General features: G+C 38.7%; 14 protein-coding genes, 25 tRNA genes, 1 rRNA gene, 1 riboswitch and 1 other annotated feature (1 of these 42 running past the window's edge). Of the genes, 3 read left to right on the forward strand and 37 right to left on the reverse strand.

Annotated features, from left to right (window positions below; translation table 11 throughout):
• Positions 1–5, reverse strand: a binding site (T-box leader); it reaches 208 nt to the left of the window's first position.
• 70 nt (positions 6–75) lie between these two features.
• Positions 76–2,109 carry a LysM peptidoglycan-binding domain-containing protein gene (locus tag IGI79_RS12670; RefSeq protein ID WP_438846042.1) on the reverse strand — a complete coding sequence of 678 codons (2,034 nt, stop codon included), beginning with the start codon at positions 2,107–2,109 and terminating at the stop codon, positions 76–78.
• Between the two features lie 365 nt (positions 2,110–2,474).
• Here IGI79_RS12670 and IGI79_RS12675 point away from each other — a divergent pair, with 365 nt between their 5' ends.
• The 3 genes from IGI79_RS12675 to IGI79_RS12685 are packed head-to-tail and all read left to right on the forward strand — an operon-like array spanning position 2,475 to position 4,662.
• Positions 2,475–3,131: a phosphatase PAP2 family protein gene (locus IGI79_RS12675; RefSeq protein WP_065096708.1), complete on the forward strand. Its 657-nt coding sequence runs from the start codon at positions 2,475–2,477 to the stop codon at positions 3,129–3,131.
• A complete protein-coding gene (locus tag IGI79_RS12680) occupies positions 3,131–4,093 on the forward strand; it encodes a TIGR01212 family radical SAM protein (RefSeq protein WP_065096707.1) in 963 nt (320 codons plus the stop codon). The genes IGI79_RS12675 and IGI79_RS12680 overlap by 1 nt, the downstream gene beginning before the upstream one ends.
• Positions 4,087–4,662, forward strand: a complete 576-nt coding sequence (locus IGI79_RS12685) for a class I SAM-dependent methyltransferase (protein ID WP_065096706.1) — start codon at positions 4,087–4,089, stop codon at positions 4,660–4,662. The genes IGI79_RS12680 and IGI79_RS12685 overlap by 7 nt, the downstream gene beginning before the upstream one ends.
• A gap of 729 nt (positions 4,663–5,391) precedes the next feature.
• Here the strand turns inward: IGI79_RS12685 and IGI79_RS12690 are convergent.
• From IGI79_RS12690 to rrf, 36 genes are all read right to left on the reverse strand, one after another.
• Positions 5,392–7,161, reverse strand: a complete 1,770-nt coding sequence (locus IGI79_RS12690) for an ABC transporter ATP-binding protein (RefSeq protein WP_065096705.1) — start codon at positions 7,159–7,161, stop codon at positions 5,392–5,394.
• Positions 7,162–7,163: 2 nt separating this feature from the next.
• The gene (locus IGI79_RS12695; RefSeq protein WP_104776179.1) at positions 7,164–8,876 is read right to left on the reverse strand and encodes an ABC transporter ATP-binding protein; all 1,713 of its coding nucleotides are present in this window, start codon (positions 8,874–8,876) and stop codon (positions 7,164–7,166) included.
• A 344-nt stretch (positions 8,877–9,220) separates the two neighbouring features.
• On the reverse strand, positions 9,221–9,763 hold the full coding sequence (locus tag IGI79_RS12700) for an acyl-CoA thioesterase (protein WP_019724018.1): 543 nt from the start codon (positions 9,761–9,763) through the stop codon (positions 9,221–9,223).
• A gap of 6 nt (positions 9,764–9,769) precedes the next feature.
• A complete protein-coding gene (locus tag IGI79_RS12705; protein ID WP_065096703.1) occupies positions 9,770–10,561 on the reverse strand; it encodes an alpha/beta hydrolase in 792 nt (263 codons plus the stop codon).
• 57 nt (positions 10,562–10,618) lie between these two features.
• Positions 10,619–12,097: an MDR family MFS transporter gene (locus IGI79_RS12710; protein WP_065096702.1), complete on the reverse strand. Its 1,479-nt coding sequence runs from the start codon at positions 12,095–12,097 to the stop codon at positions 10,619–10,621.
• Between the two features lie 185 nt (positions 12,098–12,282).
• Positions 12,283–13,476, reverse strand: coding sequence for a methionine adenosyltransferase (gene metK, locus IGI79_RS12715; RefSeq protein WP_010734128.1), 1,194 nt, complete (start codon positions 13,474–13,476; stop codon positions 12,283–12,285).
• A riboswitch (SMK box riboswitch) is annotated at positions 13,474–13,554 on the reverse strand. It overlaps the preceding gene by 3 nt.
• A 172-nt stretch (positions 13,555–13,726) precedes the next feature.
• Positions 13,727–16,504, reverse strand: a complete 2,778-nt coding sequence (locus IGI79_RS12720) for a hypothetical protein (protein ID WP_438846043.1) — start codon at positions 16,502–16,504, stop codon at positions 13,727–13,729.
• A 362-nt stretch (positions 16,505–16,866) separates the two neighbouring features.
• A complete protein-coding gene (locus IGI79_RS12725; RefSeq protein WP_065096700.1) occupies positions 16,867–19,728 on the reverse strand; it encodes a hypothetical protein in 2,862 nt (953 codons plus the stop codon).
• A 155-nt stretch (positions 19,729–19,883) separates the two neighbouring features.
• The gene (locus IGI79_RS12730; protein ID WP_438846044.1) at positions 19,884–22,556 is read right to left on the reverse strand and encodes a hypothetical protein; all 2,673 of its coding nucleotides are present in this window, start codon (positions 22,554–22,556) and stop codon (positions 19,884–19,886) included.
• Between the two features lie 490 nt (positions 22,557–23,046).
• Positions 23,047–23,244 (reverse strand): hypothetical protein, encoded by a 198-nt coding sequence (locus IGI79_RS12735; protein ID WP_019723238.1) that lies wholly within the window; start codon positions 23,242–23,244, stop codon positions 23,047–23,049.
• Positions 23,245–24,012: 768 nt separating this feature from the next.
• Positions 24,013–24,084 (reverse strand) — tRNA-Glu (locus IGI79_RS12740).
• A 20-nt stretch (positions 24,085–24,104) separates the two neighbouring features.
• Positions 24,105–24,178: transfer RNA gene (locus IGI79_RS12745), tRNA-Ile, on the reverse strand.
• An 11-nt stretch (positions 24,179–24,189) separates the two neighbouring features.
• A tRNA-Gly gene (locus IGI79_RS12750) sits at positions 24,190–24,260 on the reverse strand.
• 4 nt (positions 24,261–24,264) lie between these two features.
• Positions 24,265–24,337 (reverse strand) — tRNA-Phe (locus IGI79_RS12755).
• A 3-nt stretch (positions 24,338–24,340) separates the two neighbouring features.
• Positions 24,341–24,413, reverse strand: a tRNA-Asp gene (locus IGI79_RS12760).
• Between the two features lie 18 nt (positions 24,414–24,431).
• Positions 24,432–24,505 (reverse strand) — tRNA-Met (locus IGI79_RS12765).
• Between the two features lie 11 nt (positions 24,506–24,516).
• Positions 24,517–24,606 (reverse strand) — tRNA-Ser (locus tag IGI79_RS12770).
• Positions 24,607–24,619: 13 nt separating this feature from the next.
• Positions 24,620–24,691 (reverse strand) — tRNA-Glu (locus tag IGI79_RS12775).
• 14 nt (positions 24,692–24,705) lie between these two features.
• A tRNA-Ser gene (locus IGI79_RS12780) sits at positions 24,706–24,793 on the reverse strand.
• Between the two features lie 24 nt (positions 24,794–24,817).
• Positions 24,818–24,891 (reverse strand) — tRNA-Ile (locus tag IGI79_RS12785).
• Positions 24,892–24,903: 12 nt separating this feature from the next.
• Positions 24,904–24,974, reverse strand: a tRNA-Gly gene (locus IGI79_RS12790).
• A 1-nt stretch (position 24,975) separates the two neighbouring features.
• Positions 24,976–25,051 (reverse strand) — tRNA-Asp (locus IGI79_RS12795).
• Positions 25,052–25,069: 18 nt separating this feature from the next.
• Positions 25,070–25,143, reverse strand: a tRNA-Met gene (locus IGI79_RS12800).
• An 11-nt stretch (positions 25,144–25,154) separates the two neighbouring features.
• Positions 25,155–25,244 (reverse strand) — tRNA-Ser (locus tag IGI79_RS12805).
• Between the two features lie 22 nt (positions 25,245–25,266).
• Positions 25,267–25,340, reverse strand: a tRNA-Ile gene (locus IGI79_RS12810).
• Positions 25,341–25,354: 14 nt separating this feature from the next.
• A tRNA-Met gene (locus IGI79_RS12815) sits at positions 25,355–25,428 on the reverse strand.
• 28 nt (positions 25,429–25,456) lie between these two features.
• Positions 25,457–25,529: transfer RNA gene (locus IGI79_RS12820), tRNA-Ala, on the reverse strand.
• A 17-nt stretch (positions 25,530–25,546) separates the two neighbouring features.
• A tRNA-Pro gene (locus tag IGI79_RS12825) sits at positions 25,547–25,620 on the reverse strand.
• A gap of 9 nt (positions 25,621–25,629) precedes the next feature.
• Positions 25,630–25,703: transfer RNA gene (locus IGI79_RS12830), tRNA-Arg, on the reverse strand.
• Positions 25,704–25,713: 10 nt separating this feature from the next.
• A tRNA-Leu gene (locus IGI79_RS12835) sits at positions 25,714–25,799 on the reverse strand.
• Positions 25,800–25,816: 17 nt separating this feature from the next.
• A tRNA-Gly gene (locus IGI79_RS12840) sits at positions 25,817–25,888 on the reverse strand.
• 10 nt (positions 25,889–25,898) lie between these two features.
• Positions 25,899–25,971: transfer RNA gene (locus tag IGI79_RS12845), tRNA-Thr, on the reverse strand.
• A gap of 26 nt (positions 25,972–25,997) precedes the next feature.
• Positions 25,998–26,079, reverse strand: a tRNA-Leu gene (locus IGI79_RS12850).
• 7 nt (positions 26,080–26,086) lie between these two features.
• Positions 26,087–26,159, reverse strand: a tRNA-Lys gene (locus tag IGI79_RS12855).
• A gap of 3 nt (positions 26,160–26,162) precedes the next feature.
• Positions 26,163–26,235: transfer RNA gene (locus IGI79_RS12860), tRNA-Val, on the reverse strand.
• Positions 26,236–26,247: 12 nt separating this feature from the next.
• A 5S ribosomal RNA gene (gene rrf, locus IGI79_RS12865) occupies positions 26,248–26,363 on the reverse strand.
• Between the last annotated feature and the right edge of the window lie 28 nt (positions 26,364–26,391).

Raw genomic sequence — 26,391 nt, forward strand, 5'->3', positions numbered from 1 at the left:
GATCAACTAAATTTTTAGTAGCTTCATAGTAACAAATATTATTGAATCAATCAACTATTATTTCAGTCAGATCGATTATTTTGCAACGATCAAACTTTGACCTGGGTAGATAAAGTTATTTTTGATGTTGTTCCACTCGATCAATTGCGCCATTGAGATGCCATGGCTATCAGCTACACCCCAAACGGATTCACCTGCTTTGACTGTGTAACGTTTGCCATCATTAGACGTAGGTGCTGCTGTTGTATTTCCTTTTTTCACGACCACTTTTTGGCCTGGATAAATGAAATTATTTTTGATATTGTTCCATTCAATCAGTTGATCCATCGTGATGCCGTGTTTATCAGCTACACCCCAAACGGATTCACCTGCTTTGACCGTATAGATCGTATCACCAGAAGTTGATGTGTTCGTTGCTGCTGACGTATTCGGTGTGCTTGGCGCAGCTGCCGGCGTTGTTGTCGGTGTAGATGTTGGTGCTGCTGTACTACCACCTTTTACGATCAGTTTTTGACCTGGGTAGATGAAGTTATTTTTGATATTGTTCCATTCAATCAATTGGTTCATCGAGATCCCATTTTTATTTGCGACGCTCCACACCGATTCCCCTGCTTTGACTGTGTAGGTGCCTGAGCCTTGGCTTGCTGTGTTTGAAGTCGTTGGATTATTCGTCGTTGTTGAAGGTGCTGTATTCGTTGACGCAGTGCTTGATGCGCCGCCATTTGAAACAACTAACTGTTGTCCTGGATAAATAAAGTTGTTCTTGATGTTGTTCCATTGGATCAATTGTGCCATTGAGATGCCGTGGGCATGAGAAACACCCCAGACAGAATCCCCTGCTTTGACCGTATATTTTGCACCAGAAACTGAAGTACCTGTACTTGGTGTCGATGGCGTTGTGCTTGGCGTTGATGGTGTACTTACAGAAGCAGACCCACCATTAGAAACGATCAAGCTTTGTCCTGGATAAACAAAATTATTCTTGATATTATTCCATTGGATCAATTGTGCCATTGAGATGCCGTGCGCATTTGAGATACCCCAAACAGAGTCACCTGCTTTGACTGTATAACGCGTGCCGGACGAATTGTTTGTTGTTGTTCCAGCAGAACTGCTACCTGCAGAAGCTGTATTGTTTCCTGAATTTGTTGTTGAAGATCCGCCAGCTGTACCACCTTTGATCGTCAATTTTTGTCCTGGATAAACAAAATTATTTTTAATATTATTCCATTCGATCAATTGTGCCATTGAGATGCCGTGGGCATTTGAGATGCCCCAAACGGAATCACCAGATTTTACTGTGTATGTCGTTGAACCAGTAGACGTACTTCCACCAGTATTTCCTGTATTCGTGCTTCCAGTGTTGGTGCTTCCTGTATTTGTACTTCCAGTGTTACCTGTATTGATCGTATTGCCGCCGCCAGTAGTCGCACCACCGCCTGCATTTCCTGTTGCTGGTGTGTCATATTTAATCAAGCCATACGTCATGATAAGATTGTTTAATTTTGTCGCATAACTTGGGTCCGTCGCATAGCGTCCTGTCAAATGGGCAGTAGCATCCGTATAAGAACGAGTATTACTCTTCCAAGCACCTGCATAGTAGTAGCCATTACCAAATGAAGTATTTCTAAGTACATAGGCATTGTCACTAAAAGACTCTGCGAAAGAAGGATATTGACGGAAAGGTTCTTTTTTCGTCACCCATTGGTTGTTCAAGAATTCAAGCGTGTCCATATAAACAGTTTGTCCTTGGTAGCTTCCTTTGATCCCAAATAAGTTATGATACGGTGCACGTGATAATGTACTGCCACCCCAACCACTTTCGACGACTGCTTGAGCGATCATTACTGAAGCATACAAATCATTCGCGTTTGCGATCGGTTGGGCAAATGTTGCAATTTCTGTGATAAATGCGGCGGTATTGATCCGAGAGTTCATTTGGATCGGTGTTTCATCCGCATTGACAGCGACTGATTGTAATACTGGTGCTACAGCTGAACAGCCCACCATTGCGGTTCCGACGATTGCCGCACTTCGCTTTACTTTACGGTAACGCTTTGCTTGTTCCAGACGTCTGCGTTCTTTTCGTCCTACTAATTCCTTTTGCATATACTATCCCCCATATTTAATTACTTTTATCTAGCCTTATCAATAATTATAACTTCTCTTAATATTTATTAAAAGTTATTTAAGACTATTACGTTGTTTTGTAATCTTTATGTAATCTTTCGTAATTTTTTGATTTGACGCTTTTGTTAACCCTTTAATCAAACGATTCCGAGTTATTAAATTATATATGACCACCTATTTTTTAAATTAAATATGTCGGTTATATTACTTGAGGGTTGCTATTACATTACAACTTGCATAACAATATATTTTTATTCATTGATCCAAGTGAACGGGAATAGAAAACTCTTGTTTTTCGTTCTTATAATAAATGCTATAATGATTGGGCATGAAGGAGGAGTTAAATGAAAAATAAAAGAATCTTCCAAATCTCAGCCGCAAGTTGCTTCTTGCTTTTTCTAGCGTTGAGTCTACTTGTCTTATTTCGCGTAGATCTATTGTCTAGTTTTGACCAAACGCTGACCCATTGGATTCGTATTCCTTATCCTGATTGGAATCCATTTCAGCGGTTGATCACGACATTTGGAAATGCAATAACTGTCATTTTAGTATTTGGATTAGTTGCTCTTTGGTTATGGCACACGAAAAAAAGAAAAGAACTGTATTGGTTCATCTTCAACTTTGTGCTAGTTGCTGGGATATTAAATCCACTAATCAAGCTTTTAGTGATGCGTGACCGTCCAAGTCTTCAACATTTAGTTATCGAAACGACGTATAGTTTTCCCAGCGGACATGCCGCAACGAGTATGATCTTGTATGGCACATTGATTTTTTTGATGCCATCCTTGATCAAGACGAGAGAATGGGCATGGATGATCCAAGTATTGTTAGGTTTACTGATTCTGAGTATTGGTGCTAGTCGTGTCTATCTGGGCGTCCATTATCCTAGTGATATCCTCGGTGGTTATAGCTTGAGCCTATTTTGGTTATGCTTGACTTATCCTTGGTATGTCCAACAACGCTTGCCATTTACACAATCAAATAGGAAGAAGGGATTTTAATGGAATTTCCTTATGCTGAAGGAAATAAACGTTACCATTCTTGGAATTATGCGTTACGCCATGAATTTGGTGGGAAAATTTTTAAAGTACCGATCGATGGTGGCTTTGATTGTCCCAATCGTGACGGAACAGTTGCCCACGGTGGTTGTACCTTTTGTAGTGTTTCTGGCTCTGGTGATATGATCGTTGCTCCAGAAGAGCCACTACCGATCCAATTCCAAAAAGAAATCGATATGATGCACAAAAAATGGCCACAGGTGAATCAATACATCGTTTACTTTCAAAATTTCACGAATACCCATGCGCCAGTCGAAGTCATTCGTGAACGATTCGAACAGGTCATCAACCTACCAGGTGTCGTTGGTTTATCAATTGGTACCAGACCAGATTGCTTACCCGATGAAGTCGTGGATTACTTAGCTGAATTGAATCAACGTTTATACTTATGGGTAGAATTGGGCTTACAAACGACTTATGAAGAAACCTCCGTCTTGATCAATCGGGCACATGATTATCAAACATATCTAGACGGTGTTGCGAAATTACGAAAGCACGACATACGTGTATGTACGCATCTGATCAATGGATTGCCAGGAGAATCATTGGAAATGATGCGGGAAAATGTTCGTCGCACGATCTTAGATTCTGATATCCAAGGAATCAAATTACATTTGATGCACCTGATGCGTAAAACAAAGATGTTACGTGACTATCATGAGGGCAGACTGCAATTGATGAGCCGAGCCGATTATGTATCTGTCATTTGTGACCAATTGGAAATGATTCCTCAAGAGATCATCATTCATCGTTTAACTGGTGATGCGCCTTGGGACTCGTTGGTCGGGCCAATGTGGAGTTTGAAAAAATGGGAAGTCTTGAATGCGATTGATGAAGAAATGATTCGTCGCAATAGTTATCAAGGAAAGTACAATATTCGAGAAGGAGTCAAAAGCGGATGTTGAAAACGGCGCTTCATTATAGTCATACGCTATTGGAGGAAATCATCCAACCAGGAGATCATGTGATTGATGCCACGATGGGTAATGGACATGATACTGTATTTCTTGCAGATAAAGTCGGACGAACTGGCCAAGTGTACAGCTTTGATATCCAAAAACAAGCAATGGAAGCCACGCAACAGAAATTGTCAGAAAATGGCTTATTGGAGCGGGCGACCCTGTTTTTACAAGGACATGAGACCATTGGTGCGGTCATTGCTGAACAACAGCCGATCAAAGCCGGCATCTTCAACTTAGGCTATTTACCCAAAAGTGATAAATCCGTCATCACGCTACCTGAAACGACAAAAACAGCGATGGAAGAAATCTTGAAACGTCTAGTTCCACAAGGTCGCATGATCATCGTCGTTTATTATGGCCATGAAGGTGGCGAAGCAGAACTAGATATGGTACAAAGCTTTTGCCAAGCATTACCTCAAGAACGATTCAATGTTTTGACTTATCAATTTATCAACCAAAAAAATAATCCACCGATCTTGTATTGTATCGAAAAAAAGAAAAACCGCAACTAATAAAAACCTTCTTATCTTCTAGTGTTATACACCTGAGAAGATAAGGAGGTTTTTCATTTTTCAGCAGAACCTAACTATCAATGAGAATCCCATCTTCTTAATGACCCTCACTTGATCACATTTGACCTATGATTTGGTGAAATACTGTTTTAGCACACGAATGATCAATATTGTTACGCCTACTGCCACAATAAAACTGATGATGGCTATTAGGATTCCTAAAATACCCATGATGTTCTCCTTACTATGTTCTATGTAACACGCTTAGACAAAAACCACTAGCTCGCCAGCTAGTGGTTTTTGGCCGTAATATGAACCTATTCTTTGTTGAATATATTACTATAATACAATTAATATTCAAGTGTGTCTGTGTATTTAGAATAGAAATTCATCGTTACTTCTATCGATAAACGATTATCAAGAGGAATACTTGATTAAGTTCTTTTTATTTTACATAGTCATGGTTCCTAAAATCATTGACCTGACTTAATAAGAAATCACAGATTCACTTTCAAATAACTGAAAACTATTGCCACAAGTTTTGTTACATAAGTACGCGAGCCTTACTAATTTTCCAAGGTTCATGTTTGGATTCATCAAAAAGCGCCAATCAGACTACATGACATGAAAAACACCAAACCAAGGGCTTCTTGATTTGGTGTTTTTCGACTTCCATTTGAACATTCATTACACAATGACGGGAGTGAGACATTCGTTCTATCCCACCTCCTATTCAAACACAAACTGATTATGATACAACTCCGCATAGAAGCCATCTTCTGCTAATAATTGATGATGGTTTCCTTCTTCGATCACTTGACCGTCACGTAAAACGACGATGCGATCGGCATTCAAAATCGTCTTCAAGCGATGGGCGATCACGAAACTTGTCCGTCCTTTGATCGCTTCATCCATTGCTTTTTGGATTCTTGCCTCAGTCACTGTATCCACGTTACTTGTTGCTTCATCTAAAATCAATAGGTCTGGATTCGTGATGATTGTTCGCGCGATACTGATCAATTGCTTTTGCCCCGTACTGAACAAATTATTTTCCTCAGAGACGTGGGTATCATAGCCATGTTCTAGTGTCTGGATAAAGTCATGGATATTTGCTTGTTTCGCTGCACTGATGACTTCTTCATCCGTTGCGTCTGGTTTACCAAAGACAATATTGTCTCGGATTGTGCCAGAAAATAGAACGGATTCTTGTAGAACGATGCCGACATGTCGACGCAAATCGTCTAAATCATACTCGCGGATATCTGTTCCGTCAATGCTCACAGAGCCACCGTTCACATCATAGAAGCGATTCAACAAGTTCATGATCGTTGTCTTACCTGAACCAGTTGGGCCTACTAAAGCAACCATCTCGCCTTTATTCACATCAATGGAAACGTCACTTAAGACTAATTTCTCTGGACTATAGCCAAAATCAACATTCGTCAATGATAAGCCCTTTTCGATCCCTGCAAACGGTTTGCCGTTTTGTGGTTTCACTTCATCTTTTTCAGCAAACATTTCATTCAATCTTCGTGCTCCAGTGATCGCTAACTGGATCATACTGTAGCCAGAAGAAATTTGCATCAATGGTTGATAATATTGTTGAGAATATTGGACGAAAGTAACTACTAATCCTAGCGCTACTGAACGTTCCAAATCACCATTCAACGCTAACCATCCACCAAAGAAGATCACGATCGCAGTGTTGACTAAAGACATACCTTGCATCATTGGGAAAAGTAACCCTGAGTATGCTTGTCCTTTAAATGTTGCTTCACGAACAGTTTGATTATGAGCTAAGAAGCCTTCGATCGTTTCTTCTTGCAGACCATTCGTGATGATCACGCGTTGTCCACTGATCTTCTCATCCATATAACCATTCAATTTACCGACTTCATCTTGTTGGATGTCGACATATTTGCGGGCTTTTTGAATGACCAGTACCGCAATCAAAATCGCGACCGGTGTAGAAGCAACCGTTGCCCAAGCGAGTTGGACATTTTGGCGGAACATCATGATCAAGATACCAACTAATAGAACTGCATTCGTGATCACTTGAAGAAGTGCTTGGTTCAAACTATTTTGGATATTATCCAAATCGCTAGTGAAGCGACTAAGAATCTCTCCGTCTTGGTGGGAATCAAAAAAGCGGATCGTTAATTTTTCTAATTTATTGAATAGTCCAATACGCATCCGGTTCGTTGATTTCCCAACCACTTGTGTAAATAAAATACTGTAAATAAAATTCGCCGCACTGGCTAAGACATAAAACATCAAAAGCTTCCAAATAATCGAAAGGAAATTGCTTTTATCATCGACACCTTGCATCAAAGCACCGATGTAATTTGCTAATTCTTGGAAAGCTTCCCCAATATATTGAGGTGCTTTTACTTGTAAGTAAGTTGCTGCAATCACAGTAATAAAGATAAAGAAGAAGGAAACCTTGTACCGCTTTAAATAATGATAGAAAAACTTACTTGCTTTAATCAAATCAGTCATGGCTACTCCTCCGTTCCTTTTTGAGTTTCAAAAATCTCTTGATATACCTGATTGTTTGCAACGAGTTCTTCATGCGTTCCTTCACCCACTAGTTTTCCTTCATCTAGTACCAAGATGCGGTCTGCTTTGACAACAGAAGCAATCTTTTGAGCGATAACGATCGTTGTCGTGTCTTTTAACTCACGATCAAGGGCTTCGCGTACCAGTTTTTCTGAACGGGCATCTAATGCACTCGTACTGTCATCTAGAATCAGGATTTTTGGCTGACCGATCACACCACGTGTGATAGATAAACGTTGCTTTTGTCCACCAGAAAAGTTACTACTACGTTCTTCGACTGGTGCTTCATAACGATCAGCTAATTTCTCGATAAATTCTTTGGCTTGAGCGATAGAAGAAGCATTTTCCATATCCTTTTCTGTTGCATTCTTGTTCCCTTGACGTAGATTCTGGGCAATCGTGCCTGAAAAAAGAATCGCTTTTTGTAAAACAAACGAAACGGTTTTTCTTAAACTTTGTTCATTCACTTGTCGTAGATCAACACCACCAACTTCTACTTTCCCTTCCGTTGGATCGAACAAGCGTGGAATCAATTGTGCTAAAGTTGACTTTCCTGCTCCAGTTGCCCCAACAATACCAACCATTTCACCAGGCTCGATCGAAAAAGTGATATTTTTGAGTGTATCTGCATCATCACCAGGATAACGGAAAGACACGTTTTCAAAACGAACAGAACCAGTCAATTCTTGTTCAGGTACATCTAGATAAGTTAAATCTGGTTCAGTATCTAAGATCTCTTTGATCCGTTTTAAGGAAACAGCGGCTCTTGAGGTCATCATCATCATCATACCGCCGATGATGATCGCCATCATGATCTGCATCAAATAGTTCATAAATGAAGCAATACCACCAATCAGGGTTGGATCATCTTTTGCAAGATCACTGACGAAGAAGATTGCTCCCACCACAGCTAAGTTCGCAGCTAACATAAATGAGGGGATCATGACTGAAAATAATGTTCCAACAATGATATTGTGCTTCGTTAAATCTTCACTGACTTTACTAAATTCATTCAACTGATTTTCTTCTTGGACAAACGATTTGACTACTCGAATCCCCATTAGATTTTCTTTTGCGATACTATTAACTTTATCGATCAGTTTTTGGATGATCATAAAGTGCTTGCCCATACGTGTAAAGGATAGCGCTGTGATCAAGAATACAGTAACGATCAAAAGAACGATGATCCACCACAACTGAGGCATTGTTGCCATCGCAAGAATAAATGCACCAATAAACAGAAACGGGATACGGAACAAAGATTGCAAAGAAATCATCACTAAGTTTTGGATCTGTGTAATATCGTTCGTTAAGCGCACCACTAAATTTCCAGCAGAAAACTGTTCAATATTACCAAATGAGAAGGTCTGGATCTTGCGAAACGCTTCCTCCCGGATATCTGCACTGACACCCTGTGCGACTTTAGCAGAAAATATCGTGTTCGTGACTCCAGCTGCTAAACCTAGGAGTGCTAAACTAATCAAAGAAATGCCAATCGTACGCATTTCATCGCTGTCTTCTGTAATGATTGCTTCTAATACTTGTTGCAACAACTTAGGTTGCCAAAGCGTAGCTGTCACCATAAGTGCGACAGAAAGCAAAGAAACAAAAACAGCTAATCGATAGTTTTTTGCATGTTTTAAAATAAGCTTCATATTTGTGACTTACACCTCTCTTTTTTTATAATAAATCGTCCTATTTTATAATTCGTAAAAATAGACCGACTAACAATTTACCATGTTTGAAAAAAGAAATCAACCTGTAATTTTTTAACGCTGGAACTACTTTTATAATAGAAAGAAACTTTAAAGTGTCTGTTTTTAAATACTCCTTCTTTCTTCTTGAGTTTATCTTCCTCTCACTATAAAAGGTACGTTATAGAATTCTTCTTTATTATGCTTATTTCCAATCCGTTTAGCATCTATCTTGCTCGCCACAATAAAAAAGAAGTGATCTTGATCGATCACTTCTACATTTCTTCTACCATTCATAAATAGGCTTATTCGCCTTCTCGTTCTCTTGTCCAAGGGAGATCCAAAGATAAACTAGCGGCAAATTCTTTATAGGCTGTTCTTTCCTTCTGTCTTGTAGCACGGCGTTCCTCGTACCCACTGCAAACTAATTGCTCTTCCTCGGTTTCAGGAATGACATGTGGCACGGTAAATTCTTTTTCAAGGTTCATATGTGAAGGAACCGCAACGAATGTCGTAAAGCAAGTAGCAGCTAAATAGCGTTCACCTGTCGTTAAGTTTTCACCGATGATCTTCACAAAGACTTCCATTGATTTCTTATGGGCACCCGACACGTAAGATTCCACACAAACGGAATGATTTTCGTGTAGAGGCTTTAAAAAATTCAAGCTATCTAAAGAAGCAGTGACTGCCCCTCTGCGACAATGACGGGTGACCGAAATCGATGCTGCATCATCGATCATTGCCATTAGTTTCCCTCCAAAAAGATACCCAAATGGATTCAAATCAAAGGGAAAGATCCGATGTGTTTGGATAACCATCGAGTCTTTGCAATACTTTGTTTCTTCCATCCGTTGTCAGCTCCTTTTGTTGAACAACCAAGCGAGGGCTCGTTGAATCCATTGATCCCAAAAAATCCAATCATGTTCACCAGGTCCGTGTTCGAATGTCACATCGATATTGTTTTCTTTTAAACTATCAACCATCTCTTGGTTGGCTTGATAGAGGAAATCAGATTCCCCACAAGCAAGATACATGCGTGGCGCTTCTTTGCCACTGTTAGCCAACACTTCGACAAGGTAAGCCGGATCATTTACTGAACCTTGGATGCTATCTAGTGGACCAAAAATCCCTTCCCAGAACTTGGCTTGACGGATCATCAATAAGTCGTCCATTCGATTACCAACTGACACCGCACCTGAGAGAGAAATAATAGCTGAGAAACGTTCGGGCTTTGCTAACCCCAATTTCAACGCACCATATCCACCCATTGAAAGACCGGCTGCATACGTTTTTTCTCGTTTCGTTGTCAGTTGTGGGAACAATTCGTGACAGATTTCTGGTAATTCTTCTGAGATAAACGTCCAGTACTTCATATCATACGTTGTGTCTGTGTACCAACCTAAATCCGTTGATGGCATGATGACGGCTAACCCGTAATCCGCCGCATATCTTTCAATAGAAGTCCGTCGTTGCCAAACACTATGATTCCCACCCATACCATGCAACAGGTAAAGTACTGGAACATCCGTCAGATTTGCCGACGTACTTGTCCCAATCACTTTTTTGGTTGTCTGAGGTAAGATCACATTTAGATTGACTTCCATTTCTAATACGTTTGAATAAACATTTGCTTGGATAAATGCCATATGTTTTTCGCCTTCTTTACTTTATTCAGATCGTTTTTCTGATAACAATCTGTAAATTTACTTGTATTCTTTTATTGTAGCATTTTTTTGACGAATTAAAAATGTTAGCCCCAGCGCGATGATGACTAATAATAAGCCTACCAGATAGACTTGGTGTAACCCATGATACAAAATTTCTCGTAATGGTGTTAATATTTCTGCGTCAATCATTTTTGCTGTTTGTGGATTGACTAATTTGTTCATGATGTCCGGATCGTCTGTCAATTGTTTGGCAGCAAGTTCTGCTTGCGTGACCCGGTTGATCAATAATCCAAAAACTGCGACCATCACTGTTTGCCCAATGGTGCGGACTAACGTATTAAACGAAGTGGCAACACCCATTTGTTCTGAAGGCACACTGTTTTGTGCGCTGACAGTCGATGTTGTCATTGTGATCCCTAAACCGACACCGATGATCGTTGAAATCAGGAAGAACCATAAAAAATTACTTTGAAATGGCATCAACCAAAGTCCTGCACCACCGACAATGGTGATGAACAACCCGATACGTAACACTCGATAGGTGGTCATCTGGGTCATCCACTTACTTGCTAAGAACGAACCAACCATCCAAACAAGAGAAAGTGGTGCCAAAACTAATCCACCAATTGCCGCATTAAGTCCCAATACTCCTTGCATCCACATTGGGATATAGACATCGATCCCCATTAAAAAACCACTTGCTAAAGCTGCTGCTGCATTCACAACGACAAAAAGCGGGTTTTTGAATAGGTGAAGCATAATGACAGGATCTTCTGCTCGTTTTTCGACGAACAGGAATAAGAAAAAGAATAAAACACTACCTATTAATAATCCTAACACAAATGGTGTCAGCCCTTGATCACCTAGTAATTGAAAACCTAGTAACAGCAAAACCAACGTAAACATCAAACTAAAACTACCTTTAAGATCCATTGGTTTCGCTTCACGAGTTGTTTTTGGTTCATTGAGATAGAGCCAAATCAGCACCATCAGTAATAACCCGATTGGCACATTGATGAAGAAAATCCAGTGCCAACTCAATGCTTCCACAATAAACCCACCAGCTAATGGACCAAACACACTAGCGATTCCCCAAGCTGAACTATTCAACCCTAACACTTTTGCTCGTTTTTCAATCGTGTACAAATCGCCAATGATCGTCAATGCGACTGGCATCATTGCTCCTGCACCCATCCCTTGAATTGCCCGCGAAATAATCAAGCCAAGCATAGATTGAGAAAGCCCACAAAAAAGTGAACCGATAATAAATAATAGCGTACCAAAAATAAAAATTGGTTTTCTTCCAACTTTATCTGCAAGCTTTCCATAGATGGGTGTCAACATGGCATTCGTCAATAAATAAATCGAAAACACCCAGTTCATCATTTCCATGCCGTGCAGTGAACCAACGATCGTTGGCATTGCAGTCGTAACGATTGTCCCCTCAATCGCCGTCATAAATGTAGCGATGAACACGCAGATCGTTACGACTTTCACGTTTGTTTTTCTTTCCATTCTCAAGCCCACTCCTTATCGTAACTTCCGTTATTTAAATGGCATCATCTGCCTAATAAACTTCGACTCTGCTAAAAAAGCCAAAATACTCTAAAAGTAGCATAAGCTACTTTCGAATATCCCGGCTTACTGGTCTACATTTGATGTGCGTCACACGCAGCGAACACATTCAATTCAAACATAAATTATTTAGCTAAACTAGCTTTTAATGCATCTACTTTATCTGTTTTTTCCCATGGCAAGTCAACATCTGTACGTCCAAAATGACCATATGCAGCTGTTTGTTTATAGATTGGACGACGCAAATCAAGCATTTCGATGATTCCCGCAGGACGTAAGTCAAAGTTTTCTCTTACCGCAGCAATCAACGCTTCTTCTGGCACTTCTGCCGTTCCAAAGGTATTGATTGAGATCGAAACTGGTTGAGCGACACCGATTGCATAAGCCAATTGGACTTCTACTTTACGAGCAAGTCCTGCTGCTACGATATTTTTCGCAATGTAACGTGCCGCATAACTTGCTGAACGGTCAACTTTCGTTGCATCCTTCCCAGAGAAAGCACCGCCGCCATGACGGGCATACCCACCATACGTATCAACAATGATTTTTCGTCCTGTCAATCCAGCATCTCCTTGAGGTCCGCCGATCACAAAACGTCCAGTAGGGTTAATATAATATTTTGTTTGTTCGTCCAGTAGTTCTGCTGGAATAACTTCTTTGATCACTTTTTCAATGACATCTTGACGAATCGTTGCATTATCCACTGCATCATCATGTTGTGTCGAAATAACGATCGTATCAACTCTTTCTGGTTGTCCTTGGTCATTATACTCTACAGTGACTTGTGATTTTGCATCTGGGCGCAAATATGTTAATTCTTTTGATTTACGCAATTCAGCTAAACGTCGTACTAAGCGATGACTTAAGGCAATTGGTAATGGCATCAATTCTGGTGTTTCGTCCACTGCAAAACCAAACATCAATCCTTGGTCACCAGCGCCGATTTCATCTAATAAATCTCTTTCTTTTTCGTCACGGATCTCAAGTGCTTCATCCACCCCTTGAGCGATATCTGGTGACTGCTCGTCAATTGCTGCCAATACTGCTACAGTATCACCATCAAAGCCGAATTTTGCACGAGTATAACCAATTTCTTTGACTGTCTCACGTACCACTTTTTGGATATCCACATATGCTGTCGTAGAGATTTCGCCAAATACTAAAACTAGCCCTGTCGTTACAGACGTCTCACAAGCTACTCTTGCATTTGGATCTTGTTCTAGGATCGCATCTAAAATCGCATCACTGATTTGATCAGCGACCTTATCCGGATGTCCTTCTGAAACAGATTCTGATGTAAATAAATGTCTTTCTACCATAATTATGATTCCCCCTAGTTAAATTCGGTTACAAGGCATCTCCGTTCGTACGGATCCTCTCGGGAACTTGCAACGAGTCAAGTATAGCAGATAAACAGATTTTACGCTCGTTTTTTTGTTACTTTTTAGAAAAAAGAGAAAGTTGTAAAAATGATAAGGAAACGACTTTTTTAGAATAAATACTCTAGAAGGGGTTCGTGTATTTTAGTTCGTAAAATCAGTTATTGAACGTATTTAATTGTCTCTTTTTCTATTGCCTTTTTAGTTCATTTATTGCTGGCTTTCTGGCTAGATCTTTACTTGTTACTTTTGCCTGATGTTTGACTTGAGAAAGCATAGAAGAGAATCGATTTTCTCGTGAGGAACAAATAGCAACTGCTTCGGAAGAAGTTGCCAGTGTGTGAACAGCTTGCCTACTGGTATTATGCCAAGGTAAGGGAATCCATTGTTTACTTATTTGATTGGAGTGATTAAATTTTTCAATTCTGTTGCGGTGATTGATTTCTTTCTGAATTTCTATTGTTTTTTCCTGAAGAAAATCAATCGAAGAATCGATTATTTCTTTTGCTATTGGTATCTGGGTATAGGTGTTTCGATCTGTTATGAAACTTATTTCATGTCTAATACTTAGAAGTGCGCGATGCAAGTCCGCCAAATCAACTTCACTGATCTCACGTTGATATAATGTCCCCGGCGCCTCTGCTACTTTTAAGATTTTTTCTGTTATTTGTTCGTCGACTGCTGGTGGAATACTGCCGCCTCTATTCAAGATTACCTTTATATAAGGATCTTCTCTGTATAATGAACGGATATTTCGATACCATTTCTCTTTGCTAAGACTACTACCCGATTGTTGCGCATGCGCATATATCGAATTTCTAAATCGACAATAACCAAAAACATAATCAAAGTTTTTATTCCATTCCCGATTGTGTTCCTTCATTGCATGAAGAAATCTTTTCTGCATCTCAAAAGTTGCGTTCTTATGCTTACTATTCCACGTTGGTGTTATTTTAGAGCAATCATCTAATTCAAATAGGCAATCATTACAATTGAACAAAATCAATCTTAAAGATGTTTCGATGCCACTTACTCCATAATTGTTAGTCGTTGGCGGTTCCAATTTTATGGCAGGAATCTTTTTGAATTGGTGAGAAAGAGCTTCGATTTTTATTAATGTTCCATATGGATAGAAATTTAATAAATCCCGTGCAGAAAATAAAATATTACTCAATTCTTCAGCTTTAGTGGCTGATACCATCACATAAGATACAGCCCCCGCACCAATCTCTTTTTTCTTATCTACTTGCATCACCAGAAACTGGTCATCTTTTTTATAGACAGTTAGCCCACAGACATGTCCAGCTTGGTTAGAAGCTAACGTAGAATAACTCGTCGGAAAAAGCATAAAATCTGTCGGATCATTATTTCTCAAATTCTCTAAAACAATTTTTAACTTCTCCATTTGGTCAAAGCGATACAACGCAATCGTTCGTTCCAATGACTGAATGATAGATAGTTGCCTTTTTTTATCAATAAAAAAGCCATCTTTGTCATTTTTGATCATTTTTATGTAAGTTGAAAATAATAATATGTAATTTTCCGGTCTGACAAAATAATCCTTATTACTTTTTAGCGACAAAGTTAATGCTAACATATCCATTCTTCTTGTAAATTCATATACCTGTTTTGTTTCTCCAATCTCTGATGGTAAAAAATAGGCGCTAGTCCTTAATATCCACTTCTCTGTAAACTGAACCAACCATCCTTTATCACTTAGCAATCCCCATTCTTTTTTTTTTAGTTCTGTTCGTCTCTTTATTTCTGCGTAGTTTTCTTGAAAACGCTCGTCAATCCTTAAAAGTAGATGTTCATTCATTTTTTTAGCTACTGGAATTTTTATGAATGCTAATCTTTCTTTGATGATGGATCGTAAACATCCATCAAATTTGAGCATTAGCACTAACTTATCGTCCACAACTTCCTTAAGTTCCTCTTCATAAAGTTCACTTAATGATTCTACTGCTCGATCAAGTCTTTTGATTAATTTCGCTTCGTTTAGAATTGGAAGATCTCCATTACCATTTTGTATAGCGAGGATATAAGGATCCAATTTAAAAACCGTTTCAATAAGCTTATACCAAATTTTTTCTTGTCTGTGGTGATGGATGATCGTAGTTTCTATATCATACCCTTTTCGGTATAAATAATAGCCAAAGATATAATCAAACAGAGCATTCCATTTTTTGTTTTTTCCTTTGACTACTTTAAGAAACCTTTCGCGCATTTCTACTGTTGGATTCGGATGAACTAAGTTCCATGTCGGTGTTACTCTCTCATTTATATCAATCGAGAATATATCTCTTTGGCAATGATATAAAGCTAATTTTAACGTAGCCTCTAATTCCAGAATCACACAATTCCCTGTCATCTGTTCTTTCATTTGTATTGTTGGAATAGATTGAAATGCTGCTGAAATTGCTTCGATTTTTTTTAAAATATCAAAAAATTCATGTCTGATATGATCTCGATTAATAAAAAGTATTTTGCTTAATTCCTCTATATTCGTCAGAGGTATCTGAGTATAGGAAACAACGGTCTGTTTAAAGTATCTTTGTTTATCTACTTGGATCGCCAGTAAATGATTGTTTTTCCGATAGAAGATCAAGCCACATAGATGAGAAGCTAGTTCCTCTTCAAACACAAAAAAAGTAGCCGGAAAAATTAGAAAGTCTGTGGGGTCATCACTTCTCAAGTTTAGTAATAATTCTTGTATCTTCATAGGTTTCTTGATCTCGAAAATCTGTTTCGAGTATTTTAATGATTCAATAATGTGTGCCTTTCGTTCCTTATCAATGAAAAAGGCATCTTGATCATTTTGGATCATTTTTTCATACAGTGCAAAAATCATTTCTATTCCGTCATAAAAGCGATCATTTTCTTTCAAAGACAGACTCATGGCAAGTATATCAATTCTTTTCTTAAAATCATTTATTTCCATTCGTTCTTTTTTCGATTGTTTCTTCATTATTCATAGTTACCTCCAAAATAAATCATTTTAGGTTTTGTTACAACATTCATCGTATTGCTAACAAAATATGACACATTTTATCGCCCATTTTGGGCTTTTAAAAAGAGAGAATGGACGGACAAATACCTTGCATATTATGGTAGGTATTTAAATCTATCCTTTCTCTCATGTATTTCTTCATATGCACTCGTTATAGGTAAGTTGTAATCAGCAAGCTATGCTCTTCGAATGAATCAAAACTATTTATCTTCTTTTAAAGCCAAGCTTAAAGCGAACTTAGCTGATTTTTTATCCATTCATTTCCATAGTTATTGTTTTCGACAATCCCTTCACTTTCCATTAAAATAATTAACGAAAAATCACTTCTCTTGTCTATGATTCGTCTTGTTTGTTGCTTCTCTCACTAGATTATTGCTGACAGAACCAGATAAATTTTTTGCTCGATCACATAGTTCTGAAAAGCGCCCTTTTAGAGTATCACCCAAATTTGTACTTCTCGTTACCAAATTAAGTGAGGCACGAGAGCTGTGGGCAACTGGACTTGATGTTTCCGTAATTGGCATAGTGGTGGAGCGATAGATTGGTTCTTCCTTTTGTTTCTTTTGTGCGAGATCTACCCGTCTCTGATACTCTCTTTGCAATCTGTCATTCTTCATTTCGGTATAATAAATCATGTGTTCGGACATTTCTTTGGCTACGGGAATTTTGATAAATGGGAGGCGTTGTTTTATAAAACCTTGCACATATGCGTTAATTTGAATCTCTTGCTGGATCTTAGATGTTTCCATTATTCTCAAGACACTATCAGGTAACGATCCCATTGATTCAACCATTTCCTTCACTTTTTTTCTTAGTTGTTCATCAAAGATCGTCGGAATCTCCCCCCTTCTGTTTACCATTTCTTGAATATAAGGATCATGCTGAAAAAGATACCGGATATTCTTAAGAAGGGCTTGTTTTTGATCAATTCCTGAATGTTCCATTTTTTTACATATGTTTTTAAAATAAAAATAATAATCGTAGATATATTGTAAATTTTTATTCCAATTCCCATTCATTCCTTTAACTGCCAAAAGAAATCTCTCTTTCATTGTTACAGTAGTTCCAAGATCTTCCATCCACCAATTTTGGCGTCTCTGAGGTCTTGCTAACATAGGCTCATCCAGCTTTCCCCATTTAGGGGTCACCCTTTCCTGGTCATTCAAATGAAATATATCTTTTTTACAATTAAACAGGATAGTTCTCAACGATGCTTCTATTTCACTAATGACGGAATTATCAATGGTTTGCTCTTTGAGTTGTATTGCTGGAATCTGGCGAAATTCATGTGATAACCCTTCAATTTTTTTTAGTATATCGTATGGTTTTTCATTTGAAAAATGGCGTTCTGAAAAAAGCAATTGACTCAATGCTCTTGCCTTTTCAAAAGGAACTTTCACATAGGATACCGATCCTGTACGATAGGACTGTTCTTTGTCCACTTTCAGCACAACAAAATTGTTTTCTCTTTTGTAAATTGTCAGACCGCAAACATGCCCAAAATACTTCTGTGTATGATCAGTGGAAAAAGCTACCGGAATAAGCATAAAATCGGTGGGGTCATAATTTTTCAGTTTTTCGAAAATAGTTTGGAGACTTTCTGCGCCATCCATGCGATACAACTGTATTGTTCTCTTTAACGAATGGACAATATTCATTGTTTGTATTCGATCAACAAAAAAATTATTATAATTCGTTCTGATCATCTTCGCATAGATTGAAAATAGCAATTCGTAACTTTCCGGTGAAACAAATGATTGATCATTCGGTTTCAGCGATAATGACATAGCTAACATGTCCACTCGTTTTGCAAATTCTTGTCTTTGCTCCATTGCCTCTTGATTCTGAGTGATATAATCCATGAGACTAGTTGGTACTACTTTTGAGACGAACTGCGTGATTCTACTGCTTTCATCCAGCTTTCTTCTTATTGTCCTACGACGCTTTAATTCACCCTCTATTTCTTGAGAGCGAACTTCCATTTTTGAAAGACAAAGTTGGGTCATCTCCTTAGCTATCGGAAGTCTGATTAGAGGTAATCGTTCTTTATAAACGCTGATTATTTCACCATTCTTATGAAACCCATTTTCTAACTCACTAAACGGCAAATCGATGACTTCTCCTCCTCCTAATTGATCTAATGCATCTAATACATCTACTACGGACATTTCCATTCTGTTTCTTAGATAAGATAGTTCCCTGCTAACAGCTCTTGAAATATCACCGTTGCTTTTACGTAGTGCTACTATATAGGGATCTTCTACAAATAGAAATTCAACGATGTTCGGCCACGGTGTATAAAAGCTCTCTGTTGCTACGACAGAATTTTCAATCAATCGATTTTTCTTATATAAAAAATAATCAAAAACATAGTCAAACTGATCGTTCCATTCTTGCTTTTGGCCTTTGACCGCTTCAAGAAATCTTTTTTTCATTTCAATATTTGGATCAGGATGTTTCATGTTCCATGGTGGTAACGGTTGAATAGTCGAGCTGATATAAAATTCATTTGTGCGACAATTGGACAAAATGATCCTCAAAGCACTCTCTACTTTACCGATCCAATGATCATTGAACGCTATAGTTTCTTTTTTATCAATGGGCGTAGGCGTAACTTCGTATTGGTCTGAAATTTCTCTGATTTCATCCACTATATTGGGTACTACTGAATCAATTGATTCGATCGTGTTACGACTAAAAGAGATAACTTCACATAAACTAGCTACATCCATTAAGGGTATCCAAAAATATTCCAGTTGCCTTGGTTCATCCTGTTGTCCATTCTCTACCTGCGTCACAACAAAATAATCTTCTTTTTTATAGATTGTTAAAGTGTTCAACTGTGGCTGCATATATTCACTAATCGGATTCTTAATAGGAATAGGAAATATCATAAAATCTGTTGGATCATTATTCCTCATATTTTCCAACAATTTTTTCAAGTTCTGGCTATTTTCTATGCTACAGAATTCTTTTGATCGTTGTAAGGATTCGAGTACACTCACCTGTTGCTCTTTTTCCATGAAAAACTCATCAGGATCGTTCTTGATCATGCTGATATAAGTTGAAAAAACCAATTCATACATTCCTAATGATGAACGAAAGTTTTCCCACATTGTATCCAGTGAGAGTGCCAAAGACAGCATATCTAGTCTTTTAATAAATTCATCTTCCGTGTCCATATCATTCTTTCCTCCTATCTAATCTAGTTATTTATGACTCCCCTTAGTACAAACCTGTTGTTTTTGTCCTTCGTATCTATTAAATAAGTTCCCAACCACAGAACCCTATTGATTAACTTACTAAAATCACATATATATTTTTCAAGATCCATCAGTTACTTTGTCAATGTATTCTGCACGTTACATTTGACCTGTTTACTGACTAAACGTTGATTTTTAGCTTCTGACACTTGTTTCACTTGATCAATCATCGAAGTAAAGCGATTCGTGCCGATACGTCGACTGATTTCCTTCTTTATTTCTATATTCTTTATCATTATGCGAGCAATATAGTAGTCTAACATTTCTTTTGCCACAGGGATTTTGAGAAAGGAGAGTCTCCCTTTTAATAATTCTAGTTCATAGGTATTCTCTTGTATTTCTTTGTATAGTTCAGATAACCCGACTGCTTTGATTTCTCTGTTCAACAATATACCTGCTTTTCCTACGAGTTCTATCATTTTCTCTTTTAAAGGCACATCAAAATCAGCTGGGATCATTCCCCCGCTATTCAGTATTTCTACAATGTAAAGATCATTAGAATATAAATGACGTATGCTTGTATACCAGTAATCTTTATGTATAGATAATTGTGCTTCTCCCCATTTTATCGATTGTTTTTTTCGATAAAGATAATAACCCAATACATAATCAAAATTTTCATTCCATTCCTGATCTGTTCCTTTCATTGCCTCAACAAATCGTACCTTCATCTCTATGGTTGCTGAATCTTGACTATCTCCTCCCCATTTTGGAGTGATTCGATCACACGTTTGTAAAGCAAAGATATCCTTTTTACAGTGGAATAAAATCAATCTCAAAGTAGCTTCGATTTCAATGATTCCACAATTACCAGTGGTTTGATGCGCTAATTTTATCGATGGGATCGTTTTGAATTTATGAGAAATAGCTTCGATTTTTCTTAGGATTCCATATGGCTTAAAATCAAAAAATTCTCGTGCAGAGAAGATAATTTGACTTAACTCCTGAATATTTTTTAACGGTACTTTAACATAAGATACTGCACCTGATTCAAAAAAAGACTCTTTATCTACTTGCATAATAATCAATTCATTGTCTCTTTTATATATGGTCAATCCACAAATATGCCCGCCTTCTTTTGGATCTAACATATGAAAATAAGCTGGACACAGTACAAAGTCCGTTGGATCATTATTTCTTAAATTCAAAAAAATATTATGTAAGTCTTCTATGTTTGTTCGTTTATAAATCTCTATCGTTCGTTGTAAGGACTGGATAATATTTGGTTGCCGTTGCTTATCAATAAAAAAATCTTCTTGGTCATTTTTGATCATTTTAATGTAGGTCGAAAATAATAGATCATAAATTCCTGGGAAACAATTGATATCATCATTGGATTTTAACGATAACGTTAAAGCCAACATATCTATGTTTCGTGAAAAAACCTGTTTTTTCTGTTGTTTCATTATTTCTGTTTGAACTAAACTACTGTCATTTGTTGATACTATGTTTGTTCCTAGCTGAACTAAACTATAACTATTACTTTCCAGAGTTAGTTCTTCTGGTTGATTCTTTATGATACGTCGTTTCATTTCTTTATTTATTTCTTGGTATCGCTCTTGTAGTCTTGAAAGGAAACGTTGATTCATTTCTTTTGCTATAGGGTTCTTGATCATAGTCAACCGATCTTCATAGATAGTGATCATTATTCCATCATGATAGAGTGTATTCATCAATTCAATCGAACTGACTAATGGGAGCTCTCTATCATACAGTACATTTAATGGTTTGACGGTTAAGACAAGATTTTTTTGCAATAGCTCCTCATCTATATCTAAAATCTTTCCATCGCTACTCATCAATGCAAGGATATAAGGATCACTATTAAAACTTTTTTTGATACTGTCCCGCCACTCATTTTGTTTATTACTAGGTAAAATTGCATTGATTCCAATATTTCCAGTTTGATACAAATAATAATCAAAAATGTAGTCAAATTGTTCATTCCAGATGTGATTGTCCTTTTTTATTGCTGCAAGAAGACTTTCACGTATTTGTATGGTCAGTTGAATATTTGCCCCCTGCCAGAGTGACTTTATCCTATCAGTCGTATTTAACGAAAAAATGTCTACTATATAGTGGAACACTAGTATTTTAAAGATATCTTCTAAGGTACTGACCGGATTGTCCATTCCTTTTTTTACTATATTATTTAAAACAGGAATTTCCTGAAATCCAGCTGAAATTGACTTGATCCCATGGAATAAAGAGAACTCATCTGAATTTTGCAAGTTCAACTTCAAAAAAAATAGTTCACTTAAACAAGCTGCTTTTGTTATTGGAATCCTAGCATATGACACCTGTCCTACACCAAATTGCTCTTTTCTATCTACTTGAACAACAAACAAATCATTTTCCCTTTTATATACGATCCAGCCACAATCATGTTGTAAATTATTTCCATCTTTATCTAGATTATTCCAATTTTGGAAAAGCATGAAGTCTGTTGGGTCATTATTGGTCATTTTTTCAATGATTTTCTGTAGAAAATTTGGATGACCACTGCTATAAAAATCCATAGATCTTTTCAGTGAATCAATCACTTTTGACTGGTTTTCTATATCAATAAAGGATTGATCATCATCATTTTCTAGCATGTTTATGTATGTTGCATACAGTGAATTATAAAAACCTGGTGAAGCAACTCTTTGATTATTTTCCTTTAACGAAAGTGCTAACGTTAATATTTGTAGTTTTTGGAGAAATTCATTTTTATTGTTTTCTTTCATCATTTCTTCGGTATTCATATTTTCCTTTGCCAAAATTCTATAAATAGTTCTAACCAATTTTAGAAGCTGTCAGATCAATGTTGATTTCCTGTTTTTACATTTCCGATTTTGCCGCTCGCTGACTACGCTCATTTGGTTCAATACGAGACGTCAATTCAGATCAAACAACTTCGATACACCTACTTTTTCGTTTGATGGATGCTCGTAAAATCGGCACTACAACTAAATTCAGATGAAGCTTGTCATCTCATCTCTATTCGCTGTATGTCAAGCTTTGTCAAAATGATAGGTGCAACAGGTTTAAAACATTCGGGGCATGATTGGAAGCTAGGATAGAGTCGTTTCCACTTCTATGGATTCAATTGCCATTATCTTCAATCTCCATTTCAGTTGACGGTTCATTGAGGGATAGTGCGGACGAAAATTGGTTTGTTTTCGATGTATCTGTCGAATCTTCTTTTCTAATTTATAGATATTACTTGTTTTGACTAACAGGTTTCCTCCCTACTCATCGTATTTTTTTACTTCTATTTACTTTCTTACTTGAGCACTGACTTTTAAGTACAGTACTTCTTTTGCTTGATAATTTTGTACCGATCCATTTGTAAGTAATGAAAAAATCATCTGAACTACAAGGCAGCCTATTTATTCCTTCTTTAAAACCAGCAACATTTCTATGGTTGTCTGTTGCTTCTTCTCCTTCCATATAATCCTTCTAACTAGATTTTTCTATTATCTAGTTAGAAAATTTATAGGTTTATAACCTCATATTTGGTACATTCTAACTAATTATAGTATAGTGACTGCTCCTATAAAAATTACCCATTTATTTTAAAATCACGAAAAAAGTACTCTCCCATAACATCAGCAAATCGATAAGTTTAAAAAAAATAGTAGATTTATAGGATGAGCGTAATCATTCCCGCAGCTCTCCATCCAAAAGATGATAAAGGCCCTATAATGAAGAAAACTGATAAAAACAAAGCTGTACAGGAAAGAATTTCTCCATGGATGAACTTACAAAAAATTACTTAATGTAACAAACAAAAAAATCATTTCCAAGGAATTGGCTTTAAGAAAAGAAAGAAGGTAGACCCTCTCCACCATGATTCATGTAGGGTTAGATAATCAACCAACAGTTGATTGTATGACATGTAAAATGAAAGTGACTAAATATAGAAATGGAATCATAAACGCCTTCCAAACATCTTATAGTTACGAGACATTGGAAGGAACAGACAATAATGTTAAGATCAACAAACACATGATTCATAGATACCGTCATTCCTGCCATTTTAGTGACCGTATTTACTTGATCTAAGGCTAGATTATCTTAGATCGATCCAAAACAAAAAGAATCAATCGAAGCGTATTTCTACTTCGATTGATTCTCGATGAAATTCTATCAATTTGAACTCGCCAACACTACTTGTCAAAGAGCAAAAAAAAAGATACTTGCTTGAAGTATCTTCGATGACCCGTACGGGATTCGAACCCGTGTTACCGCCGTGAAAGGGCGGTGTCTTAACCGCTTGACCAACGGGCCAGGTAAAAATATGAAAATAATGGGCCTAAATGGACTCGAACCATCGACCTCACGCTTATCAGGCGTGCGCTCTAACCAGCTGAGCTATAGGCCCATAAAAACTAAAGCGGGTGACGAGAATCGAACTCGCGACAACAGCTTGGAAGGCTGTGGTTTTACCACTAAACTACACCCGCAGTATGGCGCGGGACAGAATCGAACTGCCGACACATGGAGCTTCAATCCATTGCTCTACCAACTGAGCTACCGAGCCAAACGGTTCCGACGGGAATCGAACCCGCGATCTCCTGCGTGACAGGCAGGCATGTTAACCCCTACACCACGGAACCAATGTTTTTAGTTTTTAATTGCGGGAGCAGGATTTGAACCTACGACCTTCGGGTTATGAGCCCGACGAGCTACCAGACTGCTCCATCCCGCGATAATATAAAAAGGAGGATAAGGGATTCGAACCCTTGCACGGTTTTACCCGCCTGACGGTTTTCAAGACCGTTCCCTTCAGCCGGACTTGGGTAATCCTCCAATATAAAGCTAATGACCCGTACGGGATTCGAACCCGTGTTACCGCCGTGAAAGGGCGGTGTCTTAACCGCTTGACCAACGGGCCAGATAAAAATGAAACGGAGAAGGAGGGATTTGAACCCTCGCGCCGGTTTCCCGACCTACACCCTTAGCAGGGGCGCCTCTTCAGCCACTTGAGTACTTCCCCAAAACCATTAAGATTTTGAATAAATGGGCCTAAATGGACTCGAACCATCGACCTCACGCTTATCAGGCGTGCGCTCTAACCAGCTGAGCTATAGGCCCATAAAAACTAAAAGCGGGTGACGAGAATCGAACTCGCGACAACAGCTTGGAAGGCTGTGGTTTTACCACTAAACTACACCCGCGTGGCGGTCCCGACGGGAATCGAACCCGCGATCTCCTGCGTGACAGGCAGGCATGTTAACCCCTACACCACGGAACCAATGTTTTTAGTTTTTAATTGCGGGAGCAGGATTTGAACCTACGACCTTCGGGTTATGAGCCCGACGAGCTACCAGACTGCTCCATCCCGCGATAATATAAAAAGGAGGATAAGGGATTCGAACCCTTGCACGGTTTTACCCGCCTGACGGTTTTCAAGACCGTTCCCTTCAGCCGGACTTGGGTAATCCTCCAATATGAAATACAACGTCGCTATGGACCTTGTAGGACTCGAACCTACGACCGGACGGTTATGAGCCGTCTGCTCTAACCAACTGAGCTAAAGGTCCAGGCTCTTAAATAATCGCGGCGGAGGGGATCGAACCCCCGACCTCCCGGGTATGAACCGGACGCTCTAGCCAGCTGAGCTACACCGCGAAAAAAAGTATTCATTATTTAAATGAAATGGAGCCTAGCGGGATCGAACCGCTGACCTCCTGCGTGCAAAGCAGGCGCTCTCCCAGCTGAGCTAAGGCCCCTTGAAACTATTTACTAATCGGGAAGACAGGATTCGAACCTGCGACCCCTTGGTCCCAAACCAAGTGCTCTACCAAGCTGAGCTACTTCCCGTAAAACTAACGCGCCCAAGAGGAGTCGAACCCCTAACCTTTTGATCCGTAGTCAAACACTCTATCCAATTGAGCTATGGGCGCATATTTGTAATGCCGAGGACCGGAATCGAACCGGTACGGTGATCACTCACCGCAGGATTTTAAGTCCTGTGCGTCTGCCAGTTCCGCCACCCCGGCGCGTAGTACATTGGCAAAGCGGAAAACGGGGTTCGAACCCGCGACCCCCACCTTGGCAAGGTGGTGCTCTACCACTGAGCTATTTCCGCGTATTTACGATGCCGGCTAAAGGACTTGAACCCTCGACCCTCTGATTACAAATCAGATGCTCTACCAACTGAGCTAAGCCGGCGTAAAAAAATAGAAACAATCATATGATGCGGGTGAAGGGACTTGAACCCCCACGCCGTAAGGCGCTAGATCCTAAATCTAGTGCGTCTGCCAATTCCGCCACACCCGCAAAAATATGAGCCGTACAGGGCTCGAACCTGTGACCCTCTGATTAAAAGTCAGATGCTCTACCAACTGAGCTAACGGCTCATATGGAGGTTAACGGGATCGAACCGCTGACCCTCTGCTTGTAAGGCAGATGCTCTCCCAGCTGAGCTAAACCTCCAAAGATAACAAAGCGTGGCGGCGTCCTACTCTCACAAGGGGCAACCCCTCACTACAATCGGCGCTAAGAAGCTTAACTTCTGTGTTCGGCATGGTTACAGGTGTATCCTTCTCGCCATCGCCACCACACTTGGTGTTATCTATATTGAGTAAATCT

Source organism: Enterococcus sp. AZ084, assembly GCF_051714905.1.
Lineage (GTDB): Bacteria > Bacillota > Bacilli > Lactobacillales > Enterococcaceae > Enterococcus_B > Enterococcus_B pernyi.

What these genes read in the sequence shown, in the direction of transcription:
- IGI79_RS12695 (WP_104776179.1), bottom strand. Translation starts at nt 8,876, where the DNA reads ATGAAGCTTATTTTAAAACATGCAAAAAACTATCGATTAGCTGTTTTT.
- IGI79_RS12680 (WP_065096707.1), top strand. Translation starts at nt 3,131, where the DNA reads ATGGAATTTCCTTATGCTGAAGGAAATAAACGTTACCATTCTTGGAAT.
- IGI79_RS12725 (WP_065096700.1), bottom strand. Translation starts at nt 19,728, where the DNA reads ATGGACACGGAAGATGAATTTATTAAAAGACTAGATATGCTGTCTTTG.
- IGI79_RS12735 (WP_019723238.1), bottom strand. Translation starts at nt 23,244, where the DNA reads ATGGAAGGAGAAGAAGCAACAGACAACCATAGAAATGTTGCTGGTTTT.
- IGI79_RS12675 (WP_065096708.1), top strand. Translation starts at nt 2,475, where the DNA reads ATGAAAAATAAAAGAATCTTCCAAATCTCAGCCGCAAGTTGCTTCTTG.
- IGI79_RS12690 (WP_065096705.1), bottom strand. Translation starts at nt 7,161, where the DNA reads ATGACTGATTTGATTAAAGCAAGTAAGTTTTTCTATCATTATTTAAAG.
- IGI79_RS12685 (WP_065096706.1), top strand. Translation starts at nt 4,087, where the DNA reads ATGTTGAAAACGGCGCTTCATTATAGTCATACGCTATTGGAGGAAATC.
- IGI79_RS12710 (WP_065096702.1), bottom strand. Translation starts at nt 12,097, where the DNA reads ATGGAAAGAAAAACAAACGTGAAAGTCGTAACGATCTGCGTGTTCATC.
- metK (WP_010734128.1), bottom strand. Translation starts at nt 13,476, where the DNA reads ATGGTAGAAAGACATTTATTTACATCAGAATCTGTTTCAGAAGGACAT.
- IGI79_RS12705 (WP_065096703.1), bottom strand. Translation starts at nt 10,561, where the DNA reads ATGGCATTTATCCAAGCAAATGTTTATTCAAACGTATTAGAAATGGAA.
- IGI79_RS12700 (WP_019724018.1), bottom strand. Translation starts at nt 9,763, where the DNA reads ATGGAAGAAACAAAGTATTGCAAAGACTCGATGGTTATCCAAACACAT.
- IGI79_RS12730 (WP_438846044.1), bottom strand. Translation starts at nt 22,556, where the DNA reads ATGAATACCGAAGAAATGATGAAAGAAAACAATAAAAATGAATTTCTC.
- IGI79_RS12670 (WP_438846042.1), bottom strand. Translation starts at nt 2,109, where the DNA reads ATGCAAAAGGAATTAGTAGGACGAAAAGAACGCAGACGTCTGGAACAA.
- IGI79_RS12720 (WP_438846043.1), bottom strand. Translation starts at nt 16,504, where the DNA reads ATGAAGAAACAATCGAAAAAAGAACGAATGGAAATAAATGATTTTAAG.